The organism is Avibacterium sp. 21-586, from assembly GCF_026226775.1.
Classification (GTDB): Bacteria; Pseudomonadota; Gammaproteobacteria; order Enterobacterales; family Pasteurellaceae; genus Avibacterium.
In genome coordinates this window covers 615,218-637,808 of sequence record NZ_JAKKOD010000001.1, presented here as the reverse complement: position 1 = coordinate 637,808, position 22,591 = coordinate 615,218, and the positions used below count along the sequence as shown (strand labels likewise).

26 protein-coding genes and 1 tRNA gene are annotated in these 22,591 nt (G+C 39.2%); 20 read left to right on the top strand and 7 right to left on the bottom strand.

Annotated elements, in window-relative coordinates; genetic code table 11:
- Nucleotide 1 precedes the first annotated feature (1 nt).
- Nucleotides 2-3,058, bottom strand: coding sequence for a formate dehydrogenase-N subunit alpha (gene fdnG / locus L5B71_RS02890; protein ID WP_265756883.1), 3,057 nt, complete (start codon nucleotides 3,056-3,058; stop codon nucleotides 2-4).
- A 233-nt stretch (nucleotides 3,059-3,291) separates the two neighbouring features.
- Here fdnG and fdhD point away from each other — a divergent pair, with 233 nt between their 5' ends.
- Nucleotides 3,292-4,098 carry a formate dehydrogenase accessory sulfurtransferase FdhD gene (gene fdhD / locus L5B71_RS02885; RefSeq protein ID WP_265756882.1) on the top strand — a complete coding sequence of 269 codons (807 nt, stop codon included), beginning with the start codon at nucleotides 3,292-3,294 and terminating at the stop codon, nucleotides 4,096-4,098.
- 124 nt (nucleotides 4,099-4,222) lie between these two features.
- Here fdhD and L5B71_RS02880 read toward each other — a convergent pair whose 3' ends face one another.
- Nucleotides 4,223-4,831 (bottom strand): ferric reductase-like transmembrane domain-containing protein, encoded by a 609-nt coding sequence (locus L5B71_RS02880; RefSeq protein ID WP_265756881.1) that lies wholly within the window; start codon nucleotides 4,829-4,831, stop codon nucleotides 4,223-4,225.
- A 19-nt stretch (nucleotides 4,832-4,850) separates the two neighbouring features.
- A complete protein-coding gene (gene msrP / locus L5B71_RS02875; RefSeq protein WP_265756880.1) occupies nucleotides 4,851-5,807 on the bottom strand; it encodes a protein-methionine-sulfoxide reductase catalytic subunit MsrP in 957 nt (318 codons plus the stop codon).
- 806 nt (nucleotides 5,808-6,613) lie between these two features.
- On the opposite strand from msrP, the gene gpU reads away from it, so the two are divergent.
- The 19 genes from gpU (at nucleotide 6,614) to L5B71_RS02780 (ending at nucleotide 19,680) form a co-directional block, all read left to right on the top strand.
- Complete coding sequence (gpU, locus tag L5B71_RS02870) at nucleotides 6,614-7,033, top strand: phage tail terminator protein (RefSeq protein WP_265756879.1); 420 nt, start codon at nucleotides 6,614-6,616, stop codon at nucleotides 7,031-7,033.
- Between the two features lie 5 nt (nucleotides 7,034-7,038).
- Complete coding sequence (locus tag L5B71_RS02865; RefSeq protein WP_265756878.1) at nucleotides 7,039-8,226, top strand: phage major capsid protein; 1,188 nt, start codon at nucleotides 7,039-7,041, stop codon at nucleotides 8,224-8,226.
- Nucleotides 8,227-8,271: 45 nt separating this feature from the next.
- Complete coding sequence (locus tag L5B71_RS02860; protein WP_265756877.1) at nucleotides 8,272-8,832, top strand: HK97 family phage prohead protease; 561 nt, start codon at nucleotides 8,272-8,274, stop codon at nucleotides 8,830-8,832.
- 1 nt (nucleotide 8,833) lies between these two features.
- On the top strand, nucleotides 8,834-10,048 hold the full coding sequence (locus L5B71_RS02855) for a phage portal protein (protein ID WP_265756876.1): 1,215 nt from the start codon (nucleotides 8,834-8,836) through the stop codon (nucleotides 10,046-10,048).
- The gene (locus L5B71_RS02850; RefSeq protein ID WP_265756875.1) at nucleotides 10,032-10,388 is read left to right on the top strand and encodes a phage head closure protein; all 357 of its coding nucleotides are present in this window, start codon (nucleotides 10,032-10,034) and stop codon (nucleotides 10,386-10,388) included. The genes L5B71_RS02855 and L5B71_RS02850 overlap by 17 nt, the downstream gene beginning before the upstream one ends.
- Entirely contained in the window at nucleotides 10,375-10,698 is a 324-nt protein-coding gene (locus tag L5B71_RS02845) for a head-tail connector protein (RefSeq protein ID WP_265756874.1), read from the top strand. The genes L5B71_RS02850 and L5B71_RS02845 overlap by 14 nt, the downstream gene beginning before the upstream one ends.
- Nucleotides 10,699-10,707: 9 nt before the next feature.
- Nucleotides 10,708-11,070 (top strand): HNH endonuclease, encoded by a 363-nt coding sequence (locus tag L5B71_RS02840; RefSeq protein ID WP_046098031.1) that lies wholly within the window; start codon nucleotides 10,708-10,710, stop codon nucleotides 11,068-11,070.
- Nucleotides 11,071-11,340: 270 nt separating this feature from the next.
- Nucleotides 11,341-11,709, top strand: coding sequence for a phage terminase small subunit P27 family (locus L5B71_RS02835; RefSeq protein ID WP_265756873.1), 369 nt, complete (start codon nucleotides 11,341-11,343; stop codon nucleotides 11,707-11,709).
- A complete protein-coding gene (locus L5B71_RS02830; protein WP_265756872.1) occupies nucleotides 11,710-13,374 on the top strand; it encodes a terminase large subunit in 1,665 nt (554 codons plus the stop codon).
- A gap of 76 nt (nucleotides 13,375-13,450) precedes the next feature.
- On the top strand, nucleotides 13,451-13,909 hold the full coding sequence (locus tag L5B71_RS02825) for an HK97-gp10 family putative phage morphogenesis protein (protein ID WP_265755476.1): 459 nt from the start codon (nucleotides 13,451-13,453) through the stop codon (nucleotides 13,907-13,909).
- Nucleotides 13,910-14,189: 280 nt separating this feature from the next.
- On the top strand, nucleotides 14,190-14,987 hold the full coding sequence (locus tag L5B71_RS02820; RefSeq protein WP_265756871.1) for a DUF6387 family protein: 798 nt from the start codon (nucleotides 14,190-14,192) through the stop codon (nucleotides 14,985-14,987).
- Nucleotides 14,988-15,175: 188 nt separating this feature from the next.
- Nucleotides 15,176-15,382: a helix-turn-helix transcriptional regulator gene (locus L5B71_RS02815; protein WP_265756870.1), complete on the top strand. Its 207-nt coding sequence runs from the start codon at nucleotides 15,176-15,178 to the stop codon at nucleotides 15,380-15,382.
- Nucleotides 15,382-16,050 (top strand): Rha family transcriptional regulator, encoded by a 669-nt coding sequence (locus tag L5B71_RS02810; RefSeq protein ID WP_265756869.1) that lies wholly within the window; start codon nucleotides 15,382-15,384, stop codon nucleotides 16,048-16,050. Before L5B71_RS02815 ends, L5B71_RS02810 begins: the two co-directional genes overlap by 1 nt.
- A 169-nt stretch (nucleotides 16,051-16,219) precedes the next feature.
- The gene (locus tag L5B71_RS02805; RefSeq protein ID WP_265756868.1) at nucleotides 16,220-16,816 is read left to right on the top strand and encodes a host cell division inhibitor Icd-like protein; all 597 of its coding nucleotides are present in this window, start codon (nucleotides 16,220-16,222) and stop codon (nucleotides 16,814-16,816) included.
- The gene (locus tag L5B71_RS02800; protein ID WP_265756867.1) at nucleotides 16,809-17,045 is read left to right on the top strand and encodes a hypothetical protein; all 237 of its coding nucleotides are present in this window, start codon (nucleotides 16,809-16,811) and stop codon (nucleotides 17,043-17,045) included. Before L5B71_RS02805 ends, L5B71_RS02800 begins: the two co-directional genes overlap by 8 nt.
- A complete protein-coding gene (locus L5B71_RS02795) occupies nucleotides 17,038-17,232 on the top strand; it encodes a hypothetical protein (RefSeq protein WP_265756866.1) in 195 nt (64 codons plus the stop codon). The genes L5B71_RS02800 and L5B71_RS02795 overlap by 8 nt, the downstream gene beginning before the upstream one ends.
- Nucleotide 17,233: 1 nt before the next feature.
- Nucleotides 17,234-17,464 (top strand): hypothetical protein, encoded by a 231-nt coding sequence (locus L5B71_RS02790; RefSeq protein WP_265756865.1) that lies wholly within the window; start codon nucleotides 17,234-17,236, stop codon nucleotides 17,462-17,464.
- On the top strand, nucleotides 17,457-17,876 hold the full coding sequence (locus tag L5B71_RS02785; protein WP_265756864.1) for a hypothetical protein: 420 nt from the start codon (nucleotides 17,457-17,459) through the stop codon (nucleotides 17,874-17,876). Before L5B71_RS02790 ends, L5B71_RS02785 begins: the two co-directional genes overlap by 8 nt.
- A complete protein-coding gene (locus L5B71_RS02780) occupies nucleotides 17,860-19,680 on the top strand; it encodes a DNA primase family protein (protein ID WP_265756863.1) in 1,821 nt (606 codons plus the stop codon). The genes L5B71_RS02785 and L5B71_RS02780 overlap by 17 nt, the downstream gene beginning before the upstream one ends.
- Before the next feature lie 150 nt (nucleotides 19,681-19,830).
- Here the strand turns inward: L5B71_RS02780 and L5B71_RS02775 are convergent, their stop codons facing one another.
- The 4 genes from L5B71_RS02775 to L5B71_RS02760 form a co-directional block, all read right to left on the bottom strand.
- The gene (locus L5B71_RS02775; protein WP_265756862.1) at nucleotides 19,831-21,039 is read right to left on the bottom strand and encodes an integrase arm-type DNA-binding domain-containing protein; all 1,209 of its coding nucleotides are present in this window, start codon (nucleotides 21,037-21,039) and stop codon (nucleotides 19,831-19,833) included.
- A gap of 203 nt (nucleotides 21,040-21,242) precedes the next feature.
- Nucleotides 21,243-21,328 (bottom strand) — tRNA-Leu (locus L5B71_RS02770).
- A gap of 15 nt (nucleotides 21,329-21,343) precedes the next feature.
- The gene (gene secG / locus L5B71_RS02765; RefSeq protein WP_265756861.1) at nucleotides 21,344-21,682 is read right to left on the bottom strand and encodes a preprotein translocase subunit SecG; all 339 of its coding nucleotides are present in this window, start codon (nucleotides 21,680-21,682) and stop codon (nucleotides 21,344-21,346) included.
- 523 nt (nucleotides 21,683-22,205) lie between these two features.
- Nucleotides 22,206-22,547 (bottom strand): autotransporter domain-containing protein, encoded by a 342-nt coding sequence (locus L5B71_RS02760; RefSeq protein ID WP_265756860.1) that lies wholly within the window; start codon nucleotides 22,545-22,547, stop codon nucleotides 22,206-22,208.
- Nucleotides 22,548-22,591 lie beyond the last annotated feature (44 nt).

The following is a 22,591-nucleotide window of genomic DNA, read 5'->3' as shown; positions in this document are numbered from 1 at the left end:
ATTATGCCCCCACTTTCTCAATATTTACCAACATACATTTTGATTCTGGTGTTTGTGTATTCGCATCGCCTGCGCGAATGGTTAGATTATTGGCAAAGAAACCTTGTTTACCGATACCACTAAAGCCCCAGTGAATTGGGATACCTACGGTATGTACGGCTTTGCCATCGGCAGTGAGTGGACGAATACGTTTTGTTACCACGGCAACAGCTTTAATATAGCCACGTTTTGAGGTAACTTTGACATAGTCGCCATTATTGATACCTTTCTCTTTTGCAAGTGCTTCACCAATTTCAACAAATTGTTCTGGCTGAGCAATTACATTGAGCAACACGTTTTTCGTCCAGAAGTGGAAATGTTCTGTTAGACGATAAGTTGTACCGACATAAGGGAACTCCGTAGAAGTACCAATATCTGCTTTATCACTTTCTAAAATACGTGCAACAGGACTTGATACCACATTTGGGTGTAATGGGTTCGTACCAATTGGCGTTTCAATTGGCTCATAATGCTCTGGGAATGGGCCATCAGCCATACGTTCACGCACGAATAAACCACTTACCCCTTCAGGTTGCATAATAAATGGTAGGGTAGGACTATTTGGTGGTGCTGTACCGAAGTCTGCCACGTCCACATAGTTCCAGTTTTTGCCATTCCATTTAATCAACTGGCGTTTTGGATTCCAAGGTTTACCAGATAAATCCGCACTTGCACGATTATAGATAATACGGCGGTTCATTGGCCACGCAAAGCCCCAGCCTAGGGTGTTACCTAAGTTAGATGGATCAGCGTTATCACGATTCGCCATTTGGTTACCTTTTTGTGTCCATTGACCGGTATAAATCCAGCATGCACCAGAAGTGCTACCATCAGCACGCATTTGTGCGAAACTTGAAAGTAGCTCACCTTTTTTCAAGATCACGTTGCCGTTGGCATCAAGGAGATCTTGTAAGGCATAGCCGTTCATTTCTTTCGCCACTTCTTCTGCTTTTGGCTCGCGCGGATTGTCATAGTTCCAACTCATCGCTTCAAGGCTATCGAGTGATACACCACCTTCTTTATGGTAAAGCTCGATTAGTGCTGCTCTTAATTCAGAAAGAATTTCGCCATCACTTTTCGCTTCAAATGGGGCATCAACAGCTTTCCAGTGCCATTGTAACCAACGGCCAGAGTTGGCGATTGAGCCGTGTTCTTCTACAAAACAAGTGGTTGGTAAGCGGAATACTTCGGTTTGAATTTCTTCTGTTTTCACATCATTAAATTCACCGTAATTTTTCCAAAATTCAGAGGTATCTGTAATTAACGGATCCATAATTACCAAGTATTTCAAATTACTTAGGGCCTTGATGATTTTGCCTGAGTTTGGATAAGAGGCAACAGGATTCATTCCTTGGCAGAAATAACCATTTACGCGACCTTGATACATTTCATCAATGTAGCGCATTTGATCCATACCACCTTTCGGCAATTTTGGTAAATAATGGTAGCCGAACTCATTTTCTGCTGTCGCTTTTTCACCAAAGAAGGTTTTCAGCATACTTACCATAAATTTCGGCGTATTTTGCCAGTAGTTTACCTGATCTTTCATCATTGTTTTTGGTGTAATACGGTTTAGGAAGTTTTCTAAACTGGTATCCGCTTCTGTTGGCAATGGGATATAACCCGGTAACATATGTGGGAATAAACCTAAATCCGTAATCCCTTGTACATTTGAGTGTCCACGCAACGCATTTACACCACCGCCAGAAACCCCGATATTACCGAGTAATAACTGGATCATCGCCATTGTACGAATATTTTGTGAACCCACAGTATGTTGAGTCCAACCTAATGCGTACATAAAGGTTGCAGCTTTGTCAGGTGCAGAGGTTTTGGCAATTTCTTCACAGAATTTTAAGAAGCTTTTTTGTGGTGTACCAGTGATACGTTCTACCATTTCAGGGGTATAACGAGAAACGTGATCTTTTAACAGATTAATCACGCAACGAGGGTGTTGTAAGGTCAGATCACGAATAGGCTGACCTTCCGCATCAAATTGATAACGCCAAGTTGAACGATCATATTTGCGTGTTTCAGGATCATAACCTGAGAACAAACCGTCTTCAAACTTGAAGTTCTCATCAACGAGGAATGCCGCATTCGTATAATGTCTAACGTATTCGTGTTGGATTTGATCTTTTTCTAATAAATAACGAATAACGCCAGATAAAAATGCAATATCTGTCCCAGAACGCAATGGCATATAAATATCTGCAACTGAAGCTGTACGGTTAAAGCGTGGATCAACCACCATTAACTTCGCACCATTTTGTTTTTTTGCTTCAATCGCCCAACGGAACCCAACAGGGTGAGCTTCCGCTGCGTTACCGCCCATTACAATAACTAAATCAGAATTTTTAATATCAACCCAGTGGTTGGTCATCGCACCGCGACCAAATGATGGAGCAAGACTTGCTACCGTTGGTCCGTGTCAGATACTCGCTTGGTTGTCGGTATAAATCATACCGAGTGAGCGTACAAATTTTTGCGTTAAGATACCTGTTTCATTACTACAGGCGGAACCTGCTAAGAAACCAGCGGTCATCCAACGATTAACAGGCGTGCCGTTTTCATTATTTAACACAAAGTTGGCATCACGGTCTGCTTTCATATGCTTAGCGATACGCTCAATGGCTTCTTCCCAAGAAATACGTTTCCACTCGCTTGAACCGGCTTCACGTACTTCAGGGTATTTCACACGGCGTGGGCTGTTTACATAATCCAATGCACCTGCCCCTTTCGGACAAAGCGCTCCACGGCTTACTGGATGATCGGGGTCTCCTTCAATGTGATAAAGTTTACCCACGCTATTTTTTGCGCCATCACCTAAGCTGTATAACAACATACCACAGCCTACGGCACAATAGGTGCAGGTATTACGGGTTTCTTTACCGCGTAATAACTTGTATTCGCGAGGAGCTGCTAAAGCCGTTGCTGGAGCAAAGCCCAGCATCGCCGCAGACGTCCCTGCCATACCTCCTGCACAGATCTTAAAGAACTTTCTTCTTGTGACCTGCATACAGATACTCCTTAACCAACAAAATTGTTGTGTTATTGTGTAGTAGTAGAATTTATTGATATTCGTTTGGGGACTGAATTTATCTCAATGAATATTTTTTTACATCAATAAAATTCAGTACTGTATAGTTTATTGCAAATTGTATTACAATTAACAAAATATATACGATCTTAAGGATACGCTTTTTTGCAGGCAAAATCTATAAATAATCTTGATTAAGAAGGGGAAAAGGCTTGAGCTGGATCACAAAATTGCCAATTATTTTTTTCAAAAAATTAACAAATTATCAACAAGTTGAAAGGACATTCTTGCTTGAAGAACGAGAAGATAATCTTGCGGTAGAAGTGCCTGTAGCTTTAGTCTATAACGGTATTAGTCATACAGTGATGATGTGTTCTCCACAAGATTTAGAAGATTTTGCTCTTGGATTTTCAATTACTGAAGGGATTATTGAAAAGCCTGCAGACGTTTACGGTATTGATATAGAAGAAACTTGTAATGGCATAGAAGTACACTTAGAGATTGCTACGCGTTGTTTTGTTGCGCTTAAAGAAAGTCGTCGTACCCTCATCGGTAGAACTGGATGTGGTATCTGTGGCACGGAACAGTTAGAGAAAATCCATAAAAATTTACCTGTTTTACACCGCACTTTTTCTTTAAATATGTCCATTCTGGATGATTGTCTCGTTAAATTGCAAACCTCTCAAGAGCTTGGACAGAAAACGGGATCAACTCACGCAGCTGCATTTTTTGATCTACAAGGAAATTTACTTGCTATTCGAGAGGATGTGGGGCGTCACGTCGCTTTAGATAAATTATTAGGTTGGTACAGTAAACAGCAAAAAAAACAAGGCTTTGTATTAATTTCTAGTCGTGCCAGTTATGAAATGGTACAAAAAACCGTTATCGTTGGTATTGAATGTCTAGTCGCGATTTCAGCCGCTACATCACTTGCTGTGCAACAAGCTAAACAAAGTCAACTCACTTTAGTTGGTTTTGCTAGAGAGGGGCGGGCAACGATTTATAATCAAGGTGCTTAGATAAAATCACAAAAACCTTGATATAATTTGTATCAGATAGGTATATTAGTTAATCTGATACAGATTGAAATATTTCTAGTATTATTTAAAAAACTCAATAATATTTTAATGATAGTTAGCAATTTTATTGTTTGACTAACCTTATTAATAATTTATTAAAATATTTCCAAATAATAAAAACAATAGCAAGTACAATAAATAAGAGCGAATAAAGATCATACCCTTTCACAGCAAGAAAATAGTGCCATACCGCTAAAGCTAAAACCAAATGTGAAAACTGATGCAGTTTAAACCAACGAGCGGACAATTTTCTGCGTAAATAAGGGATAGAAGAAACTCCAATAACTCCCCAAGATAACAGGGAAACTAGCCCTAGTTGTAAATAGAAACGCTGTAATAACTCAGATAAGAATAGCGAAAAATCAAATGCTAGCTCAAACGCAAGATAGCTAATAATATGCAATGTTCCCCAACACAGACCCCACAAACCCAAAGGGCGGTGTAAACTCAAAAGCATTTTATTATTACTCAGTTGGACAATTAAGCGAAAACCAAATAATACAATAATAGCAAGAATAGCGCCCCAGCCTAAAAAATGAATGATTTCCTTGATAGGATCACTGCCAAAATAGCTCAAATTATCAGTATAAAGGTTATACCCTAACCAAATTAATGGTAGCCCCGCGGTGAGGTGAATAATATAGCGTAATACAGTAAATGCGGTAATTTTCATTGGGATTGTCTTTGACTTATTAATAATTCTTACGTAAATCTAAATTAGCATATAAGTGTGCAACTTGCTCTGCATAGCCGTTAAACATTAATGTTGGTTGGCGTTTAATGCTTAGCAAACCACCAGCGCCAATTACTCTCTCAGATGCTTGCGACCAACGAGGATGATCCACCTCTGGGTTTACATTCGCATAAAAACCATACTCGTGTGGGGCGAGTTTATGCCAAGTCGTTAATGGACGCTCCTCTTGTAAGGTAATTTTAACAATAGATTTAATGTTTTTAAAACCGTATTTCCAAGGCACAACCAAACGAATTGGTGCACCATTTTGTGGTGCAAGCGTTTTGCCATACAAGCCGACTGACATCAAGGTTAAACTATTCATCGCCTCATCAATAGTTAAGCCTTCAACATAGGGGTAATCAATACCGCCACCAAAGAAATAATTTTTCTGCCCAGGCATCTGTTCTGGATCGTGTAGTGTATGAAATACAACATATTTTCCTTTAGAAGTTGGTTTCACTAACGCTAGTAACTTATTCAATTCAAAACCAATCCAAGGGATTACCATCGACCAAGCCTCAACACAGCGAAAACGGTAGATTCGTTCTTCTAAAGGAAATTTATTGCGTAAATCATCTAAATCTAATACAACTTGATTTTCAACTTCACCACCAATCTCCAGTTTCCACGGATCGGTTTTGAAATTTTTGGCATACTGTGCGGGTGCACCTTTATCTGTGCCAAATTCATAGAAATTATTATAGCCAATCACTTTATCTTCAGGTGTCAATACAAGCTGATTATCTGCTTGCGCATTAAAGGTTAATGCTTTGCGGTTGTCCTCTGTTTGTTCTGCTAACGAAATTTTTGGCATAAAGGCCATTGCACTGCCAGCTCCCAAGCCCATAATTAGCTGACGACGTTGTTTAAAAATATGTTCTGGTGTAACTTGATTTTCACTGAGTTTTACCATTTGTGTTTACTTCCTTTTTTATCGTTGAATCTTGCTCGCATACATTACTTGATTTATATCAAGTATCACCAGCATTTTTACATTAATTCTTTTGTTTGACAGTTTTATCTATTTAAAGTTTTTACAATGTATTTAGTTTTTATAACACGCTATTTAGGCAGAGAGTAGCACATTAAGCGGTGTGTTACTAAACGTGTAACAAAAATCCACGCCTTAACTCAATTAGCTACGATTAGTTGCGATAGGTGAAATGCGATAAACCCTTGAAATTACAGGCATTAAAAAAGCCTTTCGAGCGGTTACGAAAGGCTTAGTTAAGTGTTTTGGTGCCTGAGCGAGACTTGAACTTAATTTTAATTTATTGATATATAATGATATTTTTACGTTTGTTTGATTTCTTGTTACTATCCTTGTTACTAAAAACAAAAATCACACAAAATTCATTGATTGCTTCAGATATTCTATTCTTACTTTTTATTAAATCAAATATATTTTTTTATAACTGTGTTCACCGTGTTCACCTTTTAAAATTTTAAAGAAAAAATACTTATATATTAATATCTTATATTCTCTTTTTAGGGTGAACACTAGTGTTCACCGGTGTTCACCAGTGTTCACCCTTTAAAAATCCTGTTTTTCTTTCCTTTCTTTGGTTAAAAAACAATCACTTAAACTTTATTAACTTTTCATAACTTACCGTATCTAATCGCCTAAAAAATAAGCTATTTACTTTCCTAAATATCTGTTTATCTTGTGATATGGGCTAATTGTAGCCTTCTTAATTAAGAAGAAATTTGAGGCAAAAAATGAATATTCATAATGATATTAGAAAAGAGGTGCTTTCCCTTTTGGAAAATAATCTAGAAGGGATTGGTCGTTATTCTAATGGCGTACCTAGAATTGCTGATTTAGATGCTGATTTGCCATTGGTGGCTGTATTTATTGATGATGCGAATGCAGATCAAAGTGTAATAGGCTATCAAGAATGGCACGCCGGTTTAAACATTGTTTCTTACTTACCCTTTGAGGCCGGTGAAGATGGGCTAGATACACTTTCTGAAAAAATTTATAACCTTATCTTAAAGCACGCTTTTGAAAATCTTTCAATAAAATTTGCTCGTAGTTATGACTATGATTTTGATACTACCAGCAATGTATGGATTTCTTCAGCTATTGCTTTTGATATTACATATAAATTTGAACAAATTAATAATTTTAAGGAATAAAAACTATGTTTAAAAAGCTATTAGAACTTCGCCAACAAAAAGCACAACACACAGCAGAAATGCGCGCTTTGTTGGAAAAAGCAGAAAAAGAAAATCGTTCATTAAACGAAGAAGAAAGCGGTCAGTTTGATAAGCTGAAAGATTTAGTTAAACAGATGTCTGATGAAATCGCCCGCTATGAAACTGTAGCAGATGAAGAACGCAGTCAAAAAGGTGAGCCAGTAGAAACCCGTAATAAAGCTCAGTTTAGCAATGATGAGTTGCGCCATTATATTAAAACGGGTGAATTGCGTTCTAATCTTTCCACTACAGCAAATGATGATGGCGGTTATTCCGTTATTCCACAATTAGACAAGCAAGTGATGAAACGCTTAACAGATGATAGTGTAATGCGTCAGATTGCTAATGTGGTGCGTTTGCCTGTTGGTGCGAAAGAATATAAGAAATTGGTTTCTGCTGGCGGTGCGGTAGTGAACCACGGTGAAGAAGGTCAAGCGCGCACAGGCACGAACACCCCGAAATTAAATGAAGTTACTATCGCATTAAATCCAATCTATGCTTACCCGAAAACCACCCAAGAAATTTTAGACTTTTCTTCTATTGATGTGTTGGGCTGGTTGACTGAAGAAATTAGCGAGAGCTTCACCGAGACGGAAGAAGTTGATTTGACTTCTGGTGATGGGGACAAAAAAGCAAAAGGGCTATTAGCTTATACGCGTTCTACTGCGAATGACAAAACTCGCACTTTTGGCGAATTGCAAAAATTAGAAGTTACCAACACGGACAAAATCACAGCGGACACGCTGATTGATTTATTCTACACCTTGCATAGCAAATACCGTAAAAATGCGGTTTGGGTGATGAGTTCAAGCATTGCGGCTACATTGCAGAAATTGAAAAACAAAAACGGTGATTTTATTTGGCGTGATGGTTTAACGGTTGACGCGCCAAGCACGTTATTAGGTCGCCCTGTTTATTATTTGGAAACAATGCCAACCGGTGGCGCAAATCAAGCGGTGCTTGCTTTTGGTGATTTTAAACGTGGTTATTACATTATCGATCACGAAACAGGCGTGCGCACTCGTCCTGACAATATCACCGAACCGGGCTTTTATAAAGTTCACACGGATAAATATTTGGGCGGTGGCGTGGTGGATAGTAACGCCATTAAGTTTATTGAAACAACAGCATAACCAATCAGAGGGGCTTTCAGCCCCTTTTTTGTCAGTAGGTAGAATATGAATAAAGATTTTGAAATTCGTTCATCTGATATTCAAGCGCAAGATAAAAAGCTGGTTGGCTATGTGGTGCAATGGAATAGCCCAAGTGAATTAATCTGGGGGGATTTTGTTGAACAGTTTGCACCGAATGCTTTTGCAGCGAGTTTAGCCAGTGGCCAAGATGTACGGGCGTTATTTGAACACGATCACACTAAGCTACTTGGGCGAACCAGTGCCGGCACATTGAAACTGGAAGAAGACAGCATAGGGCTACGCTTTGAGCTTACTCCGCCAGACACCACGTTAGGGCGTGATTTATTCGTCAGCGTAGAACGTGGCGATATTTCAGGAATGTCTTTTGGCTTTTATGCCAAGGCGGAAGCGTGGGATTTTGAAGCCACGCCGTGCTTGAGAACGGTCAATAGTGCGGAATTGGTGGAAATCACTGTAACTAGCATTCCCGCTTATCCTGAAAGTAATGTGCAGATTGCTCAGCGCTCAATGACACAAGCCAAAGCAAAAATGCAGCAGAAAAGCACCGCACTTTTATCTTATTGGGTTGATTTAGCGGGGTTATAAGATGTGGCCATTTAAACGTAAGACAGAACAACGTAGCCAGCCTTTGGGAATTGATGAGTTAATTTCTTATTTAGGCGTATCAAATACGTCAGCAGGCGAATTTGTTAGCCCACAGACAGCGGAAGCCTTACCTGCAGTAATGAATGCCGTTACCGTGATTGCGGAAGCGGTGGCTTCAATGCCGTGTTATTTATATCAATTAAAGCAAGATGGGCGTGAGCGTGTTTTCGATCATCCTGTTGATTATTTATTGAATGAAATGCCGAACCGCAATCAAACACCGTATCAATTCAAATATACCCTAATGCGCCATTGTTTACTAAATGGGAATGCGTATGCCGTGATTGAATGGAATAAGCAGGGTGAGCCAGTCAGCCTTACACCTTATCAGCCTAGTGCGGTGAATATTTTGCGCACGCCAAAAGGTGAGCATATTTATCAAATCACCGATTTAGACGGCAAGACAAAGAATTATTTGCAAGATGAAGTGTTGCATTTGCGCCATTCTTCACTTGATGGCTTTATGGGGCGTTCTCCGATTGCGATTTGTCGTGAAACCGTAGGCTTAGGAATGGCACAGCAAAAACACGGCGCAGCAGTGATGAAGAATGGCTTGATGGCCAGCGGGCTAATTACAACGGCAGAATGGTTAGACGAAGCCAAAGGCAAGAAAGCATTGAAAGCCTTGGAACGTTACAAAGGGGCAAAAAATGCAGGTAAAACACCGGTGCTTGAAGGTTCAATGGAATATAAGCAGTTAGGAATGACGAACCAAGATGCGGAATGGTTGGCAAGCCGTACGTTTACGATTTCCGATATTGCGCGTATTTACAATATCAGCCCGATCTTTTTGCAAGATTATTCCAATAGTAGCTATTCCAATTTTAGCGAAGCAAGCCGTGCTTTTTTATCGCAAACCTTGCGCCCGTGGCTGACTAACTTTGAACAACAGTTAAAAGATGCGTTGATGGTGGACGTTAGCCGCCAAAGCAAGCAACGTTATTTGATTGAATTTGATACCAGTGATTTATTACGAACCAGTCAAAACGATCGCTTCAATAGTTACGACACGGCAATTAAAGCCGGCATTATGAACCCTAATGAAGTGCGCAGACGTGAAGGGCTTTCGCCTTATGTTGGCGGTGATGAATTTAGCCAAGCGTGGAAACAGACCGTAGAAGTGAAAAAAGGTGGTAAAAATGGCGAGAATGATTAGAGCCGGAAAATATAACAAAGTGATCACCTTACAAGCACGTAATCACGAGAAAGAAAAGCAGCTCAATCCTTATGGTGGCAATAAAACATTTTGGGAAGATGTGGCAACGGTGCGGGCAAGCATTGAACCCTTGCAAGGGCGCGAATATTTTAGTGGGCCATTTCAATTAGGTGAAAATATTATCCGCGTGCGCATTCGTTATTTTCCCAATGTAACAAGAAAAATGCGGGTGAAATATGGCGATCAGCATTGGGATATTTATTCAGTAATCGACAGCAAGGACGAACACAGAGAACTGCAGTTAATGTGTAAAGAAGGGGAAGCTTATGGCGAACGTTGATCTTGTTATTTCGCTAGAGGAAATCAAAGCACACTTGAACATTATGGAAGATTTTCATCTTGATGATGACTTGTTAGAACGCTATGCCGTGGTATCAATCGAAGTGGCACAACGTCATATAGGGAAAACTTTTGCGGAAGAAGAAACCGCAACAACAATCCCTTTTTACCCAACTATTAAAGTAGGTTGCTTGATGTATATTGCGCACCTTTACACTAACAGGGAAATAACCACGGATATTAATCAAACGATTGTGCCAATGACAATCAAATCCCTGTGGGAAGTGTACCGCGAACCCTGTATCTATTAAGGTGATGTTATGCCTTATCAACCTTTAAAGCGTTGTTCTTTCCCTGGTTGCCGTAATCGTGTGAAATCTGGCAGATGCGAAGAACATCAGACTAAACCAAAGGACAACCGCCCAAGCAGTAGCGCAAGAGGCTATGACCATAAATGGAGCAAATACCGCGCACAATACCTAAAGCATAATCCTTTGTGCGTGATGTGTTTAACAAAGGGATTACATACGCCTGCAACAGTGATAGACCATATTAAGCCCGTAGAGAATGGGCAAGCTGATCCGCTCTTTTGGGTAGCAAGTAATCATCAAGCCTTATGCCGTGATTGTCATAGCTACAAGACAAGGGTGATAGATAAGCGCGGATTTGGGGCGAAGAAGTAAGTTGTGGTGATGTAGCCATAACTATTTCAACTGTGGCCATATGCCCACAGTTCATTCAGTTGTTACCATATGACCACAACTGCAAGCCAACTGTTTCGATATCGAAACAACTGAACCAGCTCAATTTTGAGCTTTGCTTTAAAATCAATGAGATAGACAAGGTAGGGGGAGTTTTGAAAAGAAAAGCCGAAAGCCGTAGAACCGCCCGCCCCCTCAAATTTTTACGCACAGCAATTTTTTAGAAAATATAGTTATAGAAAAGGTTAGAAGATGAACAAGAAAAACATACCAAAAGCCCCGAGTTACCTCGATAAAATCGCCAAAGACCAATGGAATAAAAAAATAAAAGTTCTGGCAGAGCGTGGCGATATAACCGAAGAAGATTACACCAATTTAGAACTTTATTGCGTTAATTATTCGCTTTATCGTTCAGCTATAGAAGATATTGCTAAGCGTGGGTTTAGTATCACCAATAGCCAAGGTACAGAATCACGCAATCCAGCTTTAACAGCAAAAAGTGAGGCGGAAAAGATTATCATAAAAATGTCTTCCTTGCTTGGTTTCGATCCCGTTAGTCGCCGTAAAAATCCAGTGGAAACGGAAGAAAACGACGCCATTGACGATATTATGGGAATGTAAATGCCTTGGCGTTGTTATGCTGAGCAAGTGCAGAACGGGGAAATTATCGCTTGCCAGAAAATAAAACAAGCTGTAGCCCGTTATTTTGCGGATTTAAGCAACCCTGATTATTTCTTTGATGAAAGTGCGGTGCAAAAATTCCTTGCTTTCTCTCGCTTATGCCCGCACGTTAAAGGGCATTTAAGGGGACAGCCGATAGAATTATCTGATTGGCAAATCTTTCTTTTTGCTAATTTGCTTGGCTTCAAGCGCAAAGAAACCGGCTTGCGAAAATACCGATCCGCCTATGTGCAAGTGGCAAGGAAAAATGCGAAATCAACCATAGCCGCTGTGTTGGCAAATTGGTTTCTGATTATGGAAAAAGGGCAACAAGACATTTATACTGCGGCCGTAAGTCGTGATCAGGCGCGTATTGTTTTTGATGACGCACGCCAAATGTGCTTGCTTTCTGCACCATTGAAAAAGCGGATCAGCATTCAACAGCATAAACTGATCAACCCCAAGAACAATAGCTTAATGCGCCCACTGGCAGCGAAATCTAGCACCATTGAAGGAACTAACCCAAGCCTTGCGATTGTTGATGAATATCACCTACACGCAGACAACAGCGTTTACAGCGCGTTAGAACTTGGGCAAGGAGCAAGACCAGAAGGGCTATTATTTGCCATCACCACCGCAGGCAGTAACACCATTTCAGCGTGCAAACAGCATTATGACTATTGCGCCCAAATTCTGGCAGGCAATGAACAGAATGATAGTTTGTTTATTCTGATTTTTGAATTGGACGACGAAAGCGAAATTGACCAGCCTGAAAACTGGATCAAAGCGAACCCCAATATTAACAAATCTATCCCGCAACTTGATTTTGAAAACACCATCAAAAAAGCCCGTGGCATACCGTCCGAATGGGTGGAAATGCTCACTAAACGCTTTAATGTTTGGTGCCAAGGACAAACGCCGTGGCTAAGTGAAGGCAGCTGGGCGCAGTGCAAGCGTGATTACAGCGAACAAGATTTACTTCACCAAGATTGCTATATGGGCTTGGATCTCTCTTCAACCAACGATTTAACCAGCATTTGCTACACCTTCCCACAAGAAAAGAAAGTGCGGTTGATAACGCGTCATTATTTGCCTGAATATCAGCTTAACAATGTGGCCAACAAAAACCGCGCCATCTATCGCCAATGGGTGCGCCAAGGTTGGCTAAAAGTAACAGAAGGGGATTGTATCGATTATGACAAAATCCGCGATGATATTTTGAAAGACGCAGAGCAATTTAATATCAAAATGATTGGCTTTGATGTTTGGAATGCCACACACCTAAGAACCCAGCTACAAGCGGCAGGGCTAGAAGTTGAGCCATTCCCGCAAACCTATCAACGCTTTAGCCCTGTGGCAAAATCAACGGAAGTCTTAATCAACCGCCAAGTGATAGAACACAACGGCGATCCCGTGCTTGCTTGGGCATTGTCTAACGTGGTAATGGAAACCGACGCAAACGCCAATATTAAACCAAACAAGAAAAAGGCAGCCAATAAAATTGACCCGGCGATTGCCTTCTTGATGTCTTTTGGCACATATCAGCTTGAATATGGCGATGTGATTTTTGAATTATCCAACGAACATCAACAGGCATTAGAACACTTTAACGGAATAGATTTATAGATGAACAATGAATTAATTTACCTGCTGATGTACAGCAGTACAATGTATTATTTCTTTTATTATTGGAGTAAATAGAATGGGAAATTTTAGCAAAGAAATTGAAAAGTTTATGCGTAAAGCAAAAAATGCCTTAAATAATGAGAACGGCAAAGCAATGCGGAAAGGATTAAATGCAGGGGCAAAGGTTTATAAAGATATTGTTAAGCCGATTATTCCCGTATTAAGTAAAAGCACGGATTTCCGCAGAAAGAACACCTTAAAAAATAACTTAAGACATAAAACAACGATTGCCAGAGATAAAGAAAGCGGAAAGGCTATCATCAGGATCAGACGAACAAAAGGGCGAAAAATGGCAAGCATTCACGCTAACACAAGGGATAAAACAGATCCGTTCTACTGGTTTCTTGTTGATCGCGGAACAAGCAAAATGAGAGGGGCAAACTTTATGGAACAAGGAAAGCGATTAGGTGAAAAACGTGCGTTAGAAGCAGCGAAAAATAAATACTTTGAAGAAATGAAAAAGTTTATGCGCTAGATAGGAGTACGCCCTCAATTCTGAGGGCGTTTTAGGTTGGGACACCTATACCGTATTGCATATTTGTCATTGCAAATCTACGGGCGTTATTTCTTTCCAAAAATAACGAAGTTATTATATCATACCTACTCAATAAATAAACTCACCGCAATCAATCGCCATTCAACTTTTAGCGATAAATTGCATTCAATCAAATACGCCTAGGCTGATCACCGAAAACAAGCCCCCTTAGCTTGCTGGCGTGTTTCCATTCATAAGGGCAAATGCTAAAGGGGCATTTATGAAACTAAAAACAAGCATTCCTGAATGGTTTAGTTTAGATGATTATGAAAATCTTAAGTATATGAACCGTAACCAATGGCGCTTAGTTTGGTTATATAGACTTCATGCTTATGAATATTTAAAGAATGGTAAAGAGAACTTTTTTTCAGTTAATCAAGAAACTATATCTGAGTTTCCACTAGACATTAAAAATAATGTATTTAGAGATGATCTAATATCTAGCGACGATTCAATACATGAGCTTGGTGATTTTTTCATATTTTTTATATATGAACTGGCTAAGATTTGGGGAAATGATGAATTCATAAAGGTCTTAGATGATGTAGGGAAATATGTAGAAGAATCTAAAGAAAAAAAAGAAAAAAAAGAAAACATAGAGGATATTTGGGATGAAGTTTCTATATCTGATTATGAAGAATTAGAGCTAGATAATTCTAAAATGATGGAGGAAATTAATAAGCATTTGGGGCTTATTATTTCAATTGACACTCATTTTTCAGACGAGGCTATTTTCAAACAATTTAAAGAAATATTATCATCATATCGAAAAAAAAGAAGAGAAAATGGAAAAATTATATCTGAAAGTGAAATAAAAAGTTTAATTGAATACAAAGTTATACCTTATATAGATCTAATGTTGTGGGGAATGATAACAGGTAAAAAAATACGAGATCAAGAAATCGCTGATGTTTTATTTCCTGATGAATATGATATATCAAGGATAGACACAGTCAGACAAACAGTAAAGAAGAAGGCATTAAAACTACTTTCACATTCTTCCCCAAAGTTCATATAAAAAGCTTAAGCGTAAAATTACTAATAAGATTTTACGCTTTTTTTGTATTAGCAACTTTAAAATAGGTTATTTTATTTGTAAATTTTCTTATGACTTCCGAATCTCGAAAGTAATTCCAAAATCCCTTCTAATACCCCTCGTAACGTTACGAACCGAATAAATAGTTAAACTAACGAGAGGTATTTTTTATGAACCAATCACAAACCCAATCTAAAAAACTCATTTCAGGCAAAGAAGTTTGTGCCGTTGTTTGCTTTGGCCGCACGAAATTGAATGAACTAGTTAAAGCAAATCAATTCCCGCAGCCGATCCGCTTTTCACAAAATTTTATCCGCTGGGATTTAGATGAAGTGAATGCGTGGATTGAAGAACAGAAATCAGCAAGGGGGCAATAATGAATATGAACCAATTAGAAAACGCCGTATTCCCTAAACTCTTTCATAGTGAAACTGTGGCAATGACCGACAGTTTGAAAGTGGCGGAATATTTTGGAAAGCAACATAAAAACGTACTGAAATCCATTAAAGAATTGAATTGTTCACCTGAATTTTGGCGGCTCAATTTTAAGCCGTCAAATTACATCGATGAGCGTGGCAAAAAGCAACCAATCTACTTAATGACCCAAGACGGTTTTACTTTGCTGGCAATGGGATTTACTGGCAAGAAAGCAATGCAATTTAAAGAAGCCTACATTAAAAAATTCAACCAGATGAAAAGTTGGATTACTTCACGGGCCAACCTGAAAAATGACCAGCGCCGACTTAATGACGCAATCAAATTTAGCATTGAGAAACAAGGCAAAGACGACCCTCACGCCTACAGCCGAGAGAATAACCTTGTTTATTGCGTAGCGTTAGGAATGAGCAAAAAGAAATGGCTAGAAATGCACGACCACCTAAAAGACGCGGACATTCGTCAATTTCTCACAGAAAACCAGCTAATGCTGGTGGACGAGTTACTTTCTGAAAATGCCGTAATGATAAAACTTGGGCTTAGCTATTCACAACGCAAAGCACAGCTTACAGCAACCGCACTTAATTATCTAAGAGGGCAACATAGCTAAAAAACGCAGGCAAGAAAAAACGCCACAAGGTTCACCCTAGCGGCGTTAGTTCCCACTTCAAGGATCGCCCAAGAAGTGAATGCTTTACCCATTACGACGATTTTACAGAAAAGAACCCGATACAGCTCACTGCCGTGTATCTTTCCGAACTAAACTCAAAGGATATTCTATGAATTTAATTGAAAATAATTCTATCAAATATGAAAATAATTCACAACAAAAACACTTTACAAAGTGCGGTGATTTTTTTAGTATTTTTATCGCTACAGCAAAATCTGTAGCCGAGCCTCAGAACTCGAACGATAAACTTGTGGCGTATAGTAACACGCCTATTAATGCGTGTTTTTTTATGCGTAGCACAAACACACCCAAAGAACGCCTAGAAATGGCGTCTTCTTCTATGGTAGCGTGTTATGGGAAAGGTTTCGCCCTTTGCTGTGTTCCACAAGTCGCAGTTTCTGAGCCCGTAACACGTTACCGCCCAAGCCTCAGAACTTTCTCGGTAACTTCACGAAAACTATTTACTTGTGGAGCAAACGCAATGAAACTCTTCATTTTTGCGGCAATTCGTCGCACAGACTTAACCAACAAAATTTATAAAATCCGCATTTTTGCTGAAACTGAAATGCAAGCAAGAGCAAAATTAGCTAAGCAATTCGTTCTTATTTTTGCCGGTTGCATTAACGTTAAAAACTTAGCAAAAAACGACCGCGCTTTATCCCCTATCGTACTCACTTCAGCTATGGCGGAGGTGCAGAATGGATAACAAAGATTTAGCCTTTCAACTAGGGCTTTTAGAGCGTGATATTGAAAATCTTCATCAACCAGCAACACTTATTCACGCATTAGCTCACTATTCAGATTTAGACAAATTTGACTATTGTGAGTTAGAAGAAGCGTTAAAAGGTATTAATACGGCACTTTATAACCATATTAATTCATTAAATCACCGTCTGAATTTTATTAAAGAAAAATTGGGGGTGAGCAATGACTAAACCAACTAAAACCACACAAGACCAACATTATTTGCAAGCACAATCCCGCTTATGGGAAGCCTATACCATCGTTTTAATGGCAGCCAATGCAAATGAAAAAGAAGTAAATATCATTGATATGCAAACCGCTTTGCGTGGTGCATTGGTATTAATGGATCAAGGTTTAGAGCATTTAGGGGAGGTATAGAATGGCCAAAGCAATACGTTCACGCAGAACAAAAATTAAACCTTTTGAACCTGAAACATTGCCGAATTGGGAACAGTTAGTAAAAGCCATTAAGGACGCGGAACTTTACCTTAACTTTGCGAAAAACTACTTACATAACGGGCATTTAAAAGGGGCAGTAGATGCGCTGAAATCTATCAAAAACAGTGCAACAAAAGGATTAAAAGTTAAGAAAGGGGGAAGCAATGAATAACGATGAAGTCAATTTTGATAAATTGAATGAAACCGAATTACAAGCAATAGGCATTAGAAACGGTAATTTTATCAATGGCACAAATAACCCTGAATTTCCTTATTTAGCCGTTGCTTTTGATGAATTGGCTGATGTGTTGGCTGGGATTGCCGAGATTGATCCGCTTTCATCAATACAATTTGCCAAAGAAGCGAGTGTCATTTCTCAAAGATTGCTTGAGCTCGCCCCTAAAGCACCAACAAAAGACTACAAGGAATTAATGAAATTATTCAGTAATGAAGAAATTGCAGAACATTTACTTAATTCAGTGATCTGTGGCTTCTTGGCTGGGCAACTTCAACAAATGGTAACGAAAGTTCTCACACAATTAGAAAAAGTAAAATGCGGGGGAAATAATGGAAAAATTCACTAAAAACGCACCGCACTTAAAACAGCCGTGGAATAATTGCCCTTTTGATGATTTGATTATTCTCGCCGGCTCTCGGGCGTGGGAAGTGTGGAACAAGGGAGCAGGCATAGAATGGCAGAATATTGCGGACGCATTGCAAATTCCACCCTTTAAAACCAGCGGGGGAGAAATTTCCCGCTATGATCAAAAGCCTGTTATTTTAGGTGAAAAACAGCTAGCAAACCTTGGTAATATTAGGATTGCGACCCCTGATCAACGTGCAATAAAATTTATTCAATGCGGCGAACTTTCTCAGGAAAATATCACCGCACTTTGCTTAAAGTTAGCCACGGAAACGAAAGCGGAAATTGCGGGCTTGTATGATTGCGCCACGCTCACACTAAACCAAAACTTGAACAAAGACATTAATCTTTACCGTGAAATGCGAAAAGCCCCAGAAACTGCGGAAATTATTGCACAGGTGGCGCAAGGTGAAGAAATCACGATTAAAGACCGTTCACCCGCTAACGAGAAAGCCAGAGCTTTCAAACAATGGCTAGGGCTGGATCTAGCAGTCCAACGTGGAAGCTGTGAAGTTTATGCTTACAGCGAAACAATATGGCAACGGTTAGATGATGAAACGCTAGAAGATAAAGCAGTGTTCTTTCTTGAAGAAAAAAAACTTGCCTATAGCGACGTCACTGTATTGAGACTAATCAACACGCTAAAAATGCAATTACCTAAAATGTGTAAGCCGTCTTCTACTCTGATTTACTTTAAAAATGGCACGTTAAACCGCAATGATTTAACTTTTGAGCCTATTAAGCGGGAAGATTTTGTTATTTCTCACCTTGATTGCGATTATACAGGCAAGCCCGAGCTAACGCCGCATTTTGATAGCTGGTTGAACTTTATTGCTAACGGCAACGAACAGAAGAAAACTAACATTCTAGCGGGGCTTTATGCTGTTTTAACCAACCGCTACGATTGGCAGTTATTTCTTGAAATTACAGGCGATGGCGGAAGCGGTAAATCAGTTTTTGCCAAGATTGCGACAATGCTAGTAGGCAACAAAAGCACTACACAAGGACGCTTGGAAGATATGGACACCCCAAGAGGGCGGGCAAATTTAGCAAATAAGAACTTGATCATTTGTGCTGAACAATCACGCTATGGCGGTGATGGGGCAGGATTAAAAAGTATTACGGGGGGCGATGCCGTGAGCATTGATCCAAAATATAAAGATGAGTTTAACGCCGTTATTCAAGCTATGGTGATGATAGTCAATAACGAAGCCACCCGATTTACTGAACGTTGCGGGGGAATTGACCGCCGTCGAGTGATCTATCACTTTGACAGGGTTGTCCCTGATGAGCAACGCGATCCGCACTTGCTGGCAAAGATAGAACAAGAAATTAGCGGCGTGGTTTATCAGCTTATTCAGCGATTTAAAGACCCAATGGACGCAAAGCGGGCTTTGCATAATCAGCAGACCAGCGCAGAAGCATTAGAAGTGAAATCGCAAACTGACCATATCACGGAATTTTGCGGGTACTTACTGACAAGTGATAAGTGCGATGGGCTTTTTATTGGCAATGCAAGAATGTTTGGGCGAGAAAGAACGCATCTTTATCCCGCTTATCTTGCTTTCACGGGCGCAAGTGGAATAAAAGAGCTGAACCTAAATAATTTTGCCATTTCACTTAGGCAAGGTATCAAGCAACAGCGCAATGAATTTGATTATAACAAACAAAAAACGAAAGCAGGGGTTAGAACGAACATTCACTTTAAAGACGTGGACGAGTTCATAAAAACCTTTTTAAAATAATGAGTTAAGGGCAGAAATGCCCTTTTTTTATTGCCTAAAAGGGTGATCACCGGGTGAATATGGGTATTCACCCCTTAACCTATTGAAATATAAAAGAAAAACAGGGGAATTGGCGAGGTGAACACCCAAAACAAAAAAAATTTTCTTCTATTAAAATTTCTTTTCGCACGCTTCCACATAATCGCCCCAAAGTTGCATCACTGGTTTACGCTGTTCAAGATAATCAGAACGATTATAAGCACGTCGAACTTGATCTTTAATGCCGTGAGAGAGACAAGCCTCAATGACATCAGGCGAAATCATCGGCTCATACTCATTCAGATAAGTGCTACCAATTGAGCGCAATCCGTGGCCTGTCAGTTTGTCTTTATATCCCAAATCAACAAGCGCTTTATTCACAGTTTGGCTATTCATTGGCTTGTTTGGCACTCTGGCACTTTGGAAAACATACTGCGCATTGCCCGTAAATTCTTGCATTACATTCAGCACCTGCTGGGCTTGGGTGGAAAGTGGCACGATGTGCGGCTTTCTAGTTTTCATTTTTTCTGCAGGGATAGCCCACAACGATTTAGCCAAATCAATTTCAGTCCATTCTGCGCTACTGGCTTCAATTGGCCGCGTCATCGTTAAAAGCTGGAATTTGATTAAGCAGCGAGTAAATAGCGTCATCTTTGAATTTTGTAGCTTATAAAGCAGCTCTGGCAATTCTTCAGGGCGAATAGTGGGGTTATGCTCATTTTTGCCAAAATTAAACACTGCATTAACGTTAGCGCAAGGATTAAAAGGCAGTAAGCCATAGTTTACGGCATAATTTAAAATCTCGTTTATTAAGCGAATAGTGCGCTTTAGTGTGTCGCCTTTGCCTTGGTGGTTTAATGGTTCAAGGGATTTGATCACCACATTAGGCAGCACTTCAGCAACGGGGAAATGTCCGAGCAAAGGGAAAACATAAGTTTCCAAGCGTCGCCAATTCTTCTTCAAGGTGATAGGCTCAATTTCTAATGCTTTTTTCTCTTTCCACTTTTCAGCTACAGACAAAAAACTGTTCTCTATTTGCTCATTGATAGCCTGTTCTTCTTCCTTGGCGTTCTCTTGCGGATCGATACCTTGGGCAAGTAACGCACGAAATTCTTCACGCTTAGCGCGAGCCTGGGCTAGGGTAATGCTTGGGTAAACTCCAATCGTAAAAGTAGTTCTCTTTTTCGTAACTGGATGATAATAATTAAATAGCCAAGCCTTAGCGCCAGTGGGCTTAACTCTTAAAATAAGCCCGTTACCGTCGGTTAAGTTATACTCTTTATTTTTGATTTTAGCCTTATCTATTTCTGTGTTGGTGAGTGGCTTCGTGATGCGTGGCATAAGCATTCCTCGTAGTTGTAGTAACAAGATTTTTTGGGAAATATTTTAAAGTGTAGCATCTTGTTACTAAACTTGTTACTAAAATCCGCGCCTTAACTCAATTAGCTACGATTAGTTGCGATAGGTGAAATGCGATAAATCCTTGAAATTACAGGCATTAAAAAAGCCTTTCGAGCGGTTACGAAAGGCTTAGTTAAGTGTTTTGGTGCTCTGAGCGAGACTTGAACTCGCACATCCTATGGATACTACCCCCTCAAGATAGCGTGTCTACCAATTCCACCATCAGAGCAAAACTTGGTTTAAATTATTGTGGGATATCTGAATTCTGTTTTTGTTCTACTTTTGGTTGCTGTTGTTGAATTTTTTCTGCAACTTGTGAAAGATTATCAAATTTCCCTGTTTGAATATTATTTTTGTGAGAATTAATATTAGCAATAGCAATACTCACGACAAAGAAAATAGTAGCTAAAATAGCAGTGGTTTTAGTTAAAAAATTGCCAGCGCCACTTGCACCAAAAACTGTACCTGAAGCACCCCCACCAAATGATGCTCCTGCATTTGCACCTTTCCCTTGTTGGATCAAAATGAAACCAATAAGTACAATGGATACTACTAAATAGATAATTAACAGGGCTTGATACATTATTTATTCTCTTATTTTTTGGTCTTCAATAGAAAATCTAACGTGCGAATGTTAACGAATATTATAACTGCACGCAAGGGATTTTTTTGCAAAAAATCGTTAGTTGTGTTAATTTTAAGCAAGTTTCCTTATTCTGAGCAAAGAGGAGGAGGAATTTATGATTTTTTCTTACATTTTATTAGCTTCTTTCAAATCTTGGACTCTCGATGTCTTTAACCCATGCCAGTGAGATTTTGTAAATCATTATCCTATTTTTTGACGTTACTATATTTTGGTTAAAAATAGCTTATTTAAAATTTTATTTTTATTTTCAAGATCTAAGCTTTCTAACGTTTTTAGGCGTTATATTGCCAGTTTTCCGCTGAGCTTCAATAAAGCTACTTTATGTTTAATGAGTAGCTTTATTGAATAAAAGATGAGCGTTTTACTTTTGTTTAGATCGAATTCTGATATGAGTATTCTAAACGGAAAACGCTCTTTTTTATAGCAATGAATTGGAGACGATTTTTATTCTGAAAATGATTTAAAGATCAAACTTCCATCCTGCATTAATTACATTGTTTGAGTAAGGGCTAGAACGAATATTACCATAATTCAAATATAATTGAGAATTTTTTGTGATATCTAGATCAGCATTTAGCTTTATGGATAAAGAATTTTTATCTCGTTTTACAGTTTTAGAAATAAAACTTTGTTCACTATTATCAAAATATAAATGGTAGTTTATTTCACCATTGTTTAATTGATGCAACCAAGATATTTCAGAAGATAAGTGAATATTATTCTCTTTATATAAAGGAGGCTTTCCCTTTGATGCGAAGTCCAACTTGAGATTGACTATCAAGAAAGCTTTGCTTTTTAGCATTAAGTGTTATTATGACGAACATATAAGTTTTAGATTTGTTGTTA

Coding starts and splice junctions, on each gene's coding strand:
- L5B71_RS02785 (WP_265756864.1), top strand. CDS start 17,457: ATGAATAACGATGAAGTCAATTTTGATAAATTGAATGAAACCGAATTA.
- L5B71_RS02775 (WP_265756862.1), bottom strand. CDS start 21,039: ATGCCACGCATCACGAAGCCACTCACCAACACAGAAATAGATAAGGCT.
- L5B71_RS02800 (WP_265756867.1), top strand. CDS start 16,809: ATGGATAACAAAGATTTAGCCTTTCAACTAGGGCTTTTAGAGCGTGAT.
- L5B71_RS02850 (WP_265756875.1), top strand. CDS start 10,032: ATGGCGAGAATGATTAGAGCCGGAAAATATAACAAAGTGATCACCTTA.
- L5B71_RS02760 (WP_265756860.1), bottom strand. CDS start 22,547: ATGCTAAAAAGCAAAGCTTTCTTGATAGTCAATCTCAAGTTGGACTTC.
- L5B71_RS02860 (WP_265756877.1), top strand. CDS start 8,272: ATGAATAAAGATTTTGAAATTCGTTCATCTGATATTCAAGCGCAAGAT.
- L5B71_RS02865 (WP_265756878.1), top strand. CDS start 7,039: ATGTTTAAAAAGCTATTAGAACTTCGCCAACAAAAAGCACAACACACA.
- L5B71_RS02795 (WP_265756866.1), top strand. CDS start 17,038: ATGACTAAACCAACTAAAACCACACAAGACCAACATTATTTGCAAGCA.
- L5B71_RS02845 (WP_265756874.1), top strand. CDS start 10,375: ATGGCGAACGTTGATCTTGTTATTTCGCTAGAGGAAATCAAAGCACAC.
- L5B71_RS02840 (WP_046098031.1), top strand. CDS start 10,708: ATGCCTTATCAACCTTTAAAGCGTTGTTCTTTCCCTGGTTGCCGTAAT.
- msrP (WP_265756880.1), bottom strand. CDS start 5,807: ATGGTAAAACTCAGTGAAAATCAAGTTACACCAGAACATATTTTTAAA.
- L5B71_RS02780 (WP_265756863.1), top strand. CDS start 17,860: ATGGAAAAATTCACTAAAAACGCACCGCACTTAAAACAGCCGTGGAAT.
- L5B71_RS02855 (WP_265756876.1), top strand. CDS start 8,834: ATGTGGCCATTTAAACGTAAGACAGAACAACGTAGCCAGCCTTTGGGA.
- L5B71_RS02825 (WP_265755476.1), top strand. CDS start 13,451: ATGGGAAATTTTAGCAAAGAAATTGAAAAGTTTATGCGTAAAGCAAAA.
- L5B71_RS02835 (WP_265756873.1), top strand. CDS start 11,341: ATGAACAAGAAAAACATACCAAAAGCCCCGAGTTACCTCGATAAAATC.
- L5B71_RS02805 (WP_265756868.1), top strand. CDS start 16,220: ATGAATTTAATTGAAAATAATTCTATCAAATATGAAAATAATTCACAA.
- L5B71_RS02830 (WP_265756872.1), top strand. CDS start 11,710: ATGCCTTGGCGTTGTTATGCTGAGCAAGTGCAGAACGGGGAAATTATC.
- L5B71_RS02880 (WP_265756881.1), bottom strand. CDS start 4,831: ATGAAAATTACCGCATTTACTGTATTACGCTATATTATTCACCTCACC.
- secG (WP_265756861.1), bottom strand. CDS start 21,682: ATGTATCAAGCCCTGTTAATTATCTATTTAGTAGTATCCATTGTACTT.
- L5B71_RS02815 (WP_265756870.1), top strand. CDS start 15,176: ATGAACCAATCACAAACCCAATCTAAAAAACTCATTTCAGGCAAAGAA.
- gpU (WP_265756879.1), top strand. CDS start 6,614: ATGAATATTCATAATGATATTAGAAAAGAGGTGCTTTCCCTTTTGGAA.
- L5B71_RS02810 (WP_265756869.1), top strand. CDS start 15,382: ATGAATATGAACCAATTAGAAAACGCCGTATTCCCTAAACTCTTTCAT.
- L5B71_RS02820 (WP_265756871.1), top strand. CDS start 14,190: ATGAAACTAAAAACAAGCATTCCTGAATGGTTTAGTTTAGATGATTAT.
- L5B71_RS02790 (WP_265756865.1), top strand. CDS start 17,234: ATGGCCAAAGCAATACGTTCACGCAGAACAAAAATTAAACCTTTTGAA.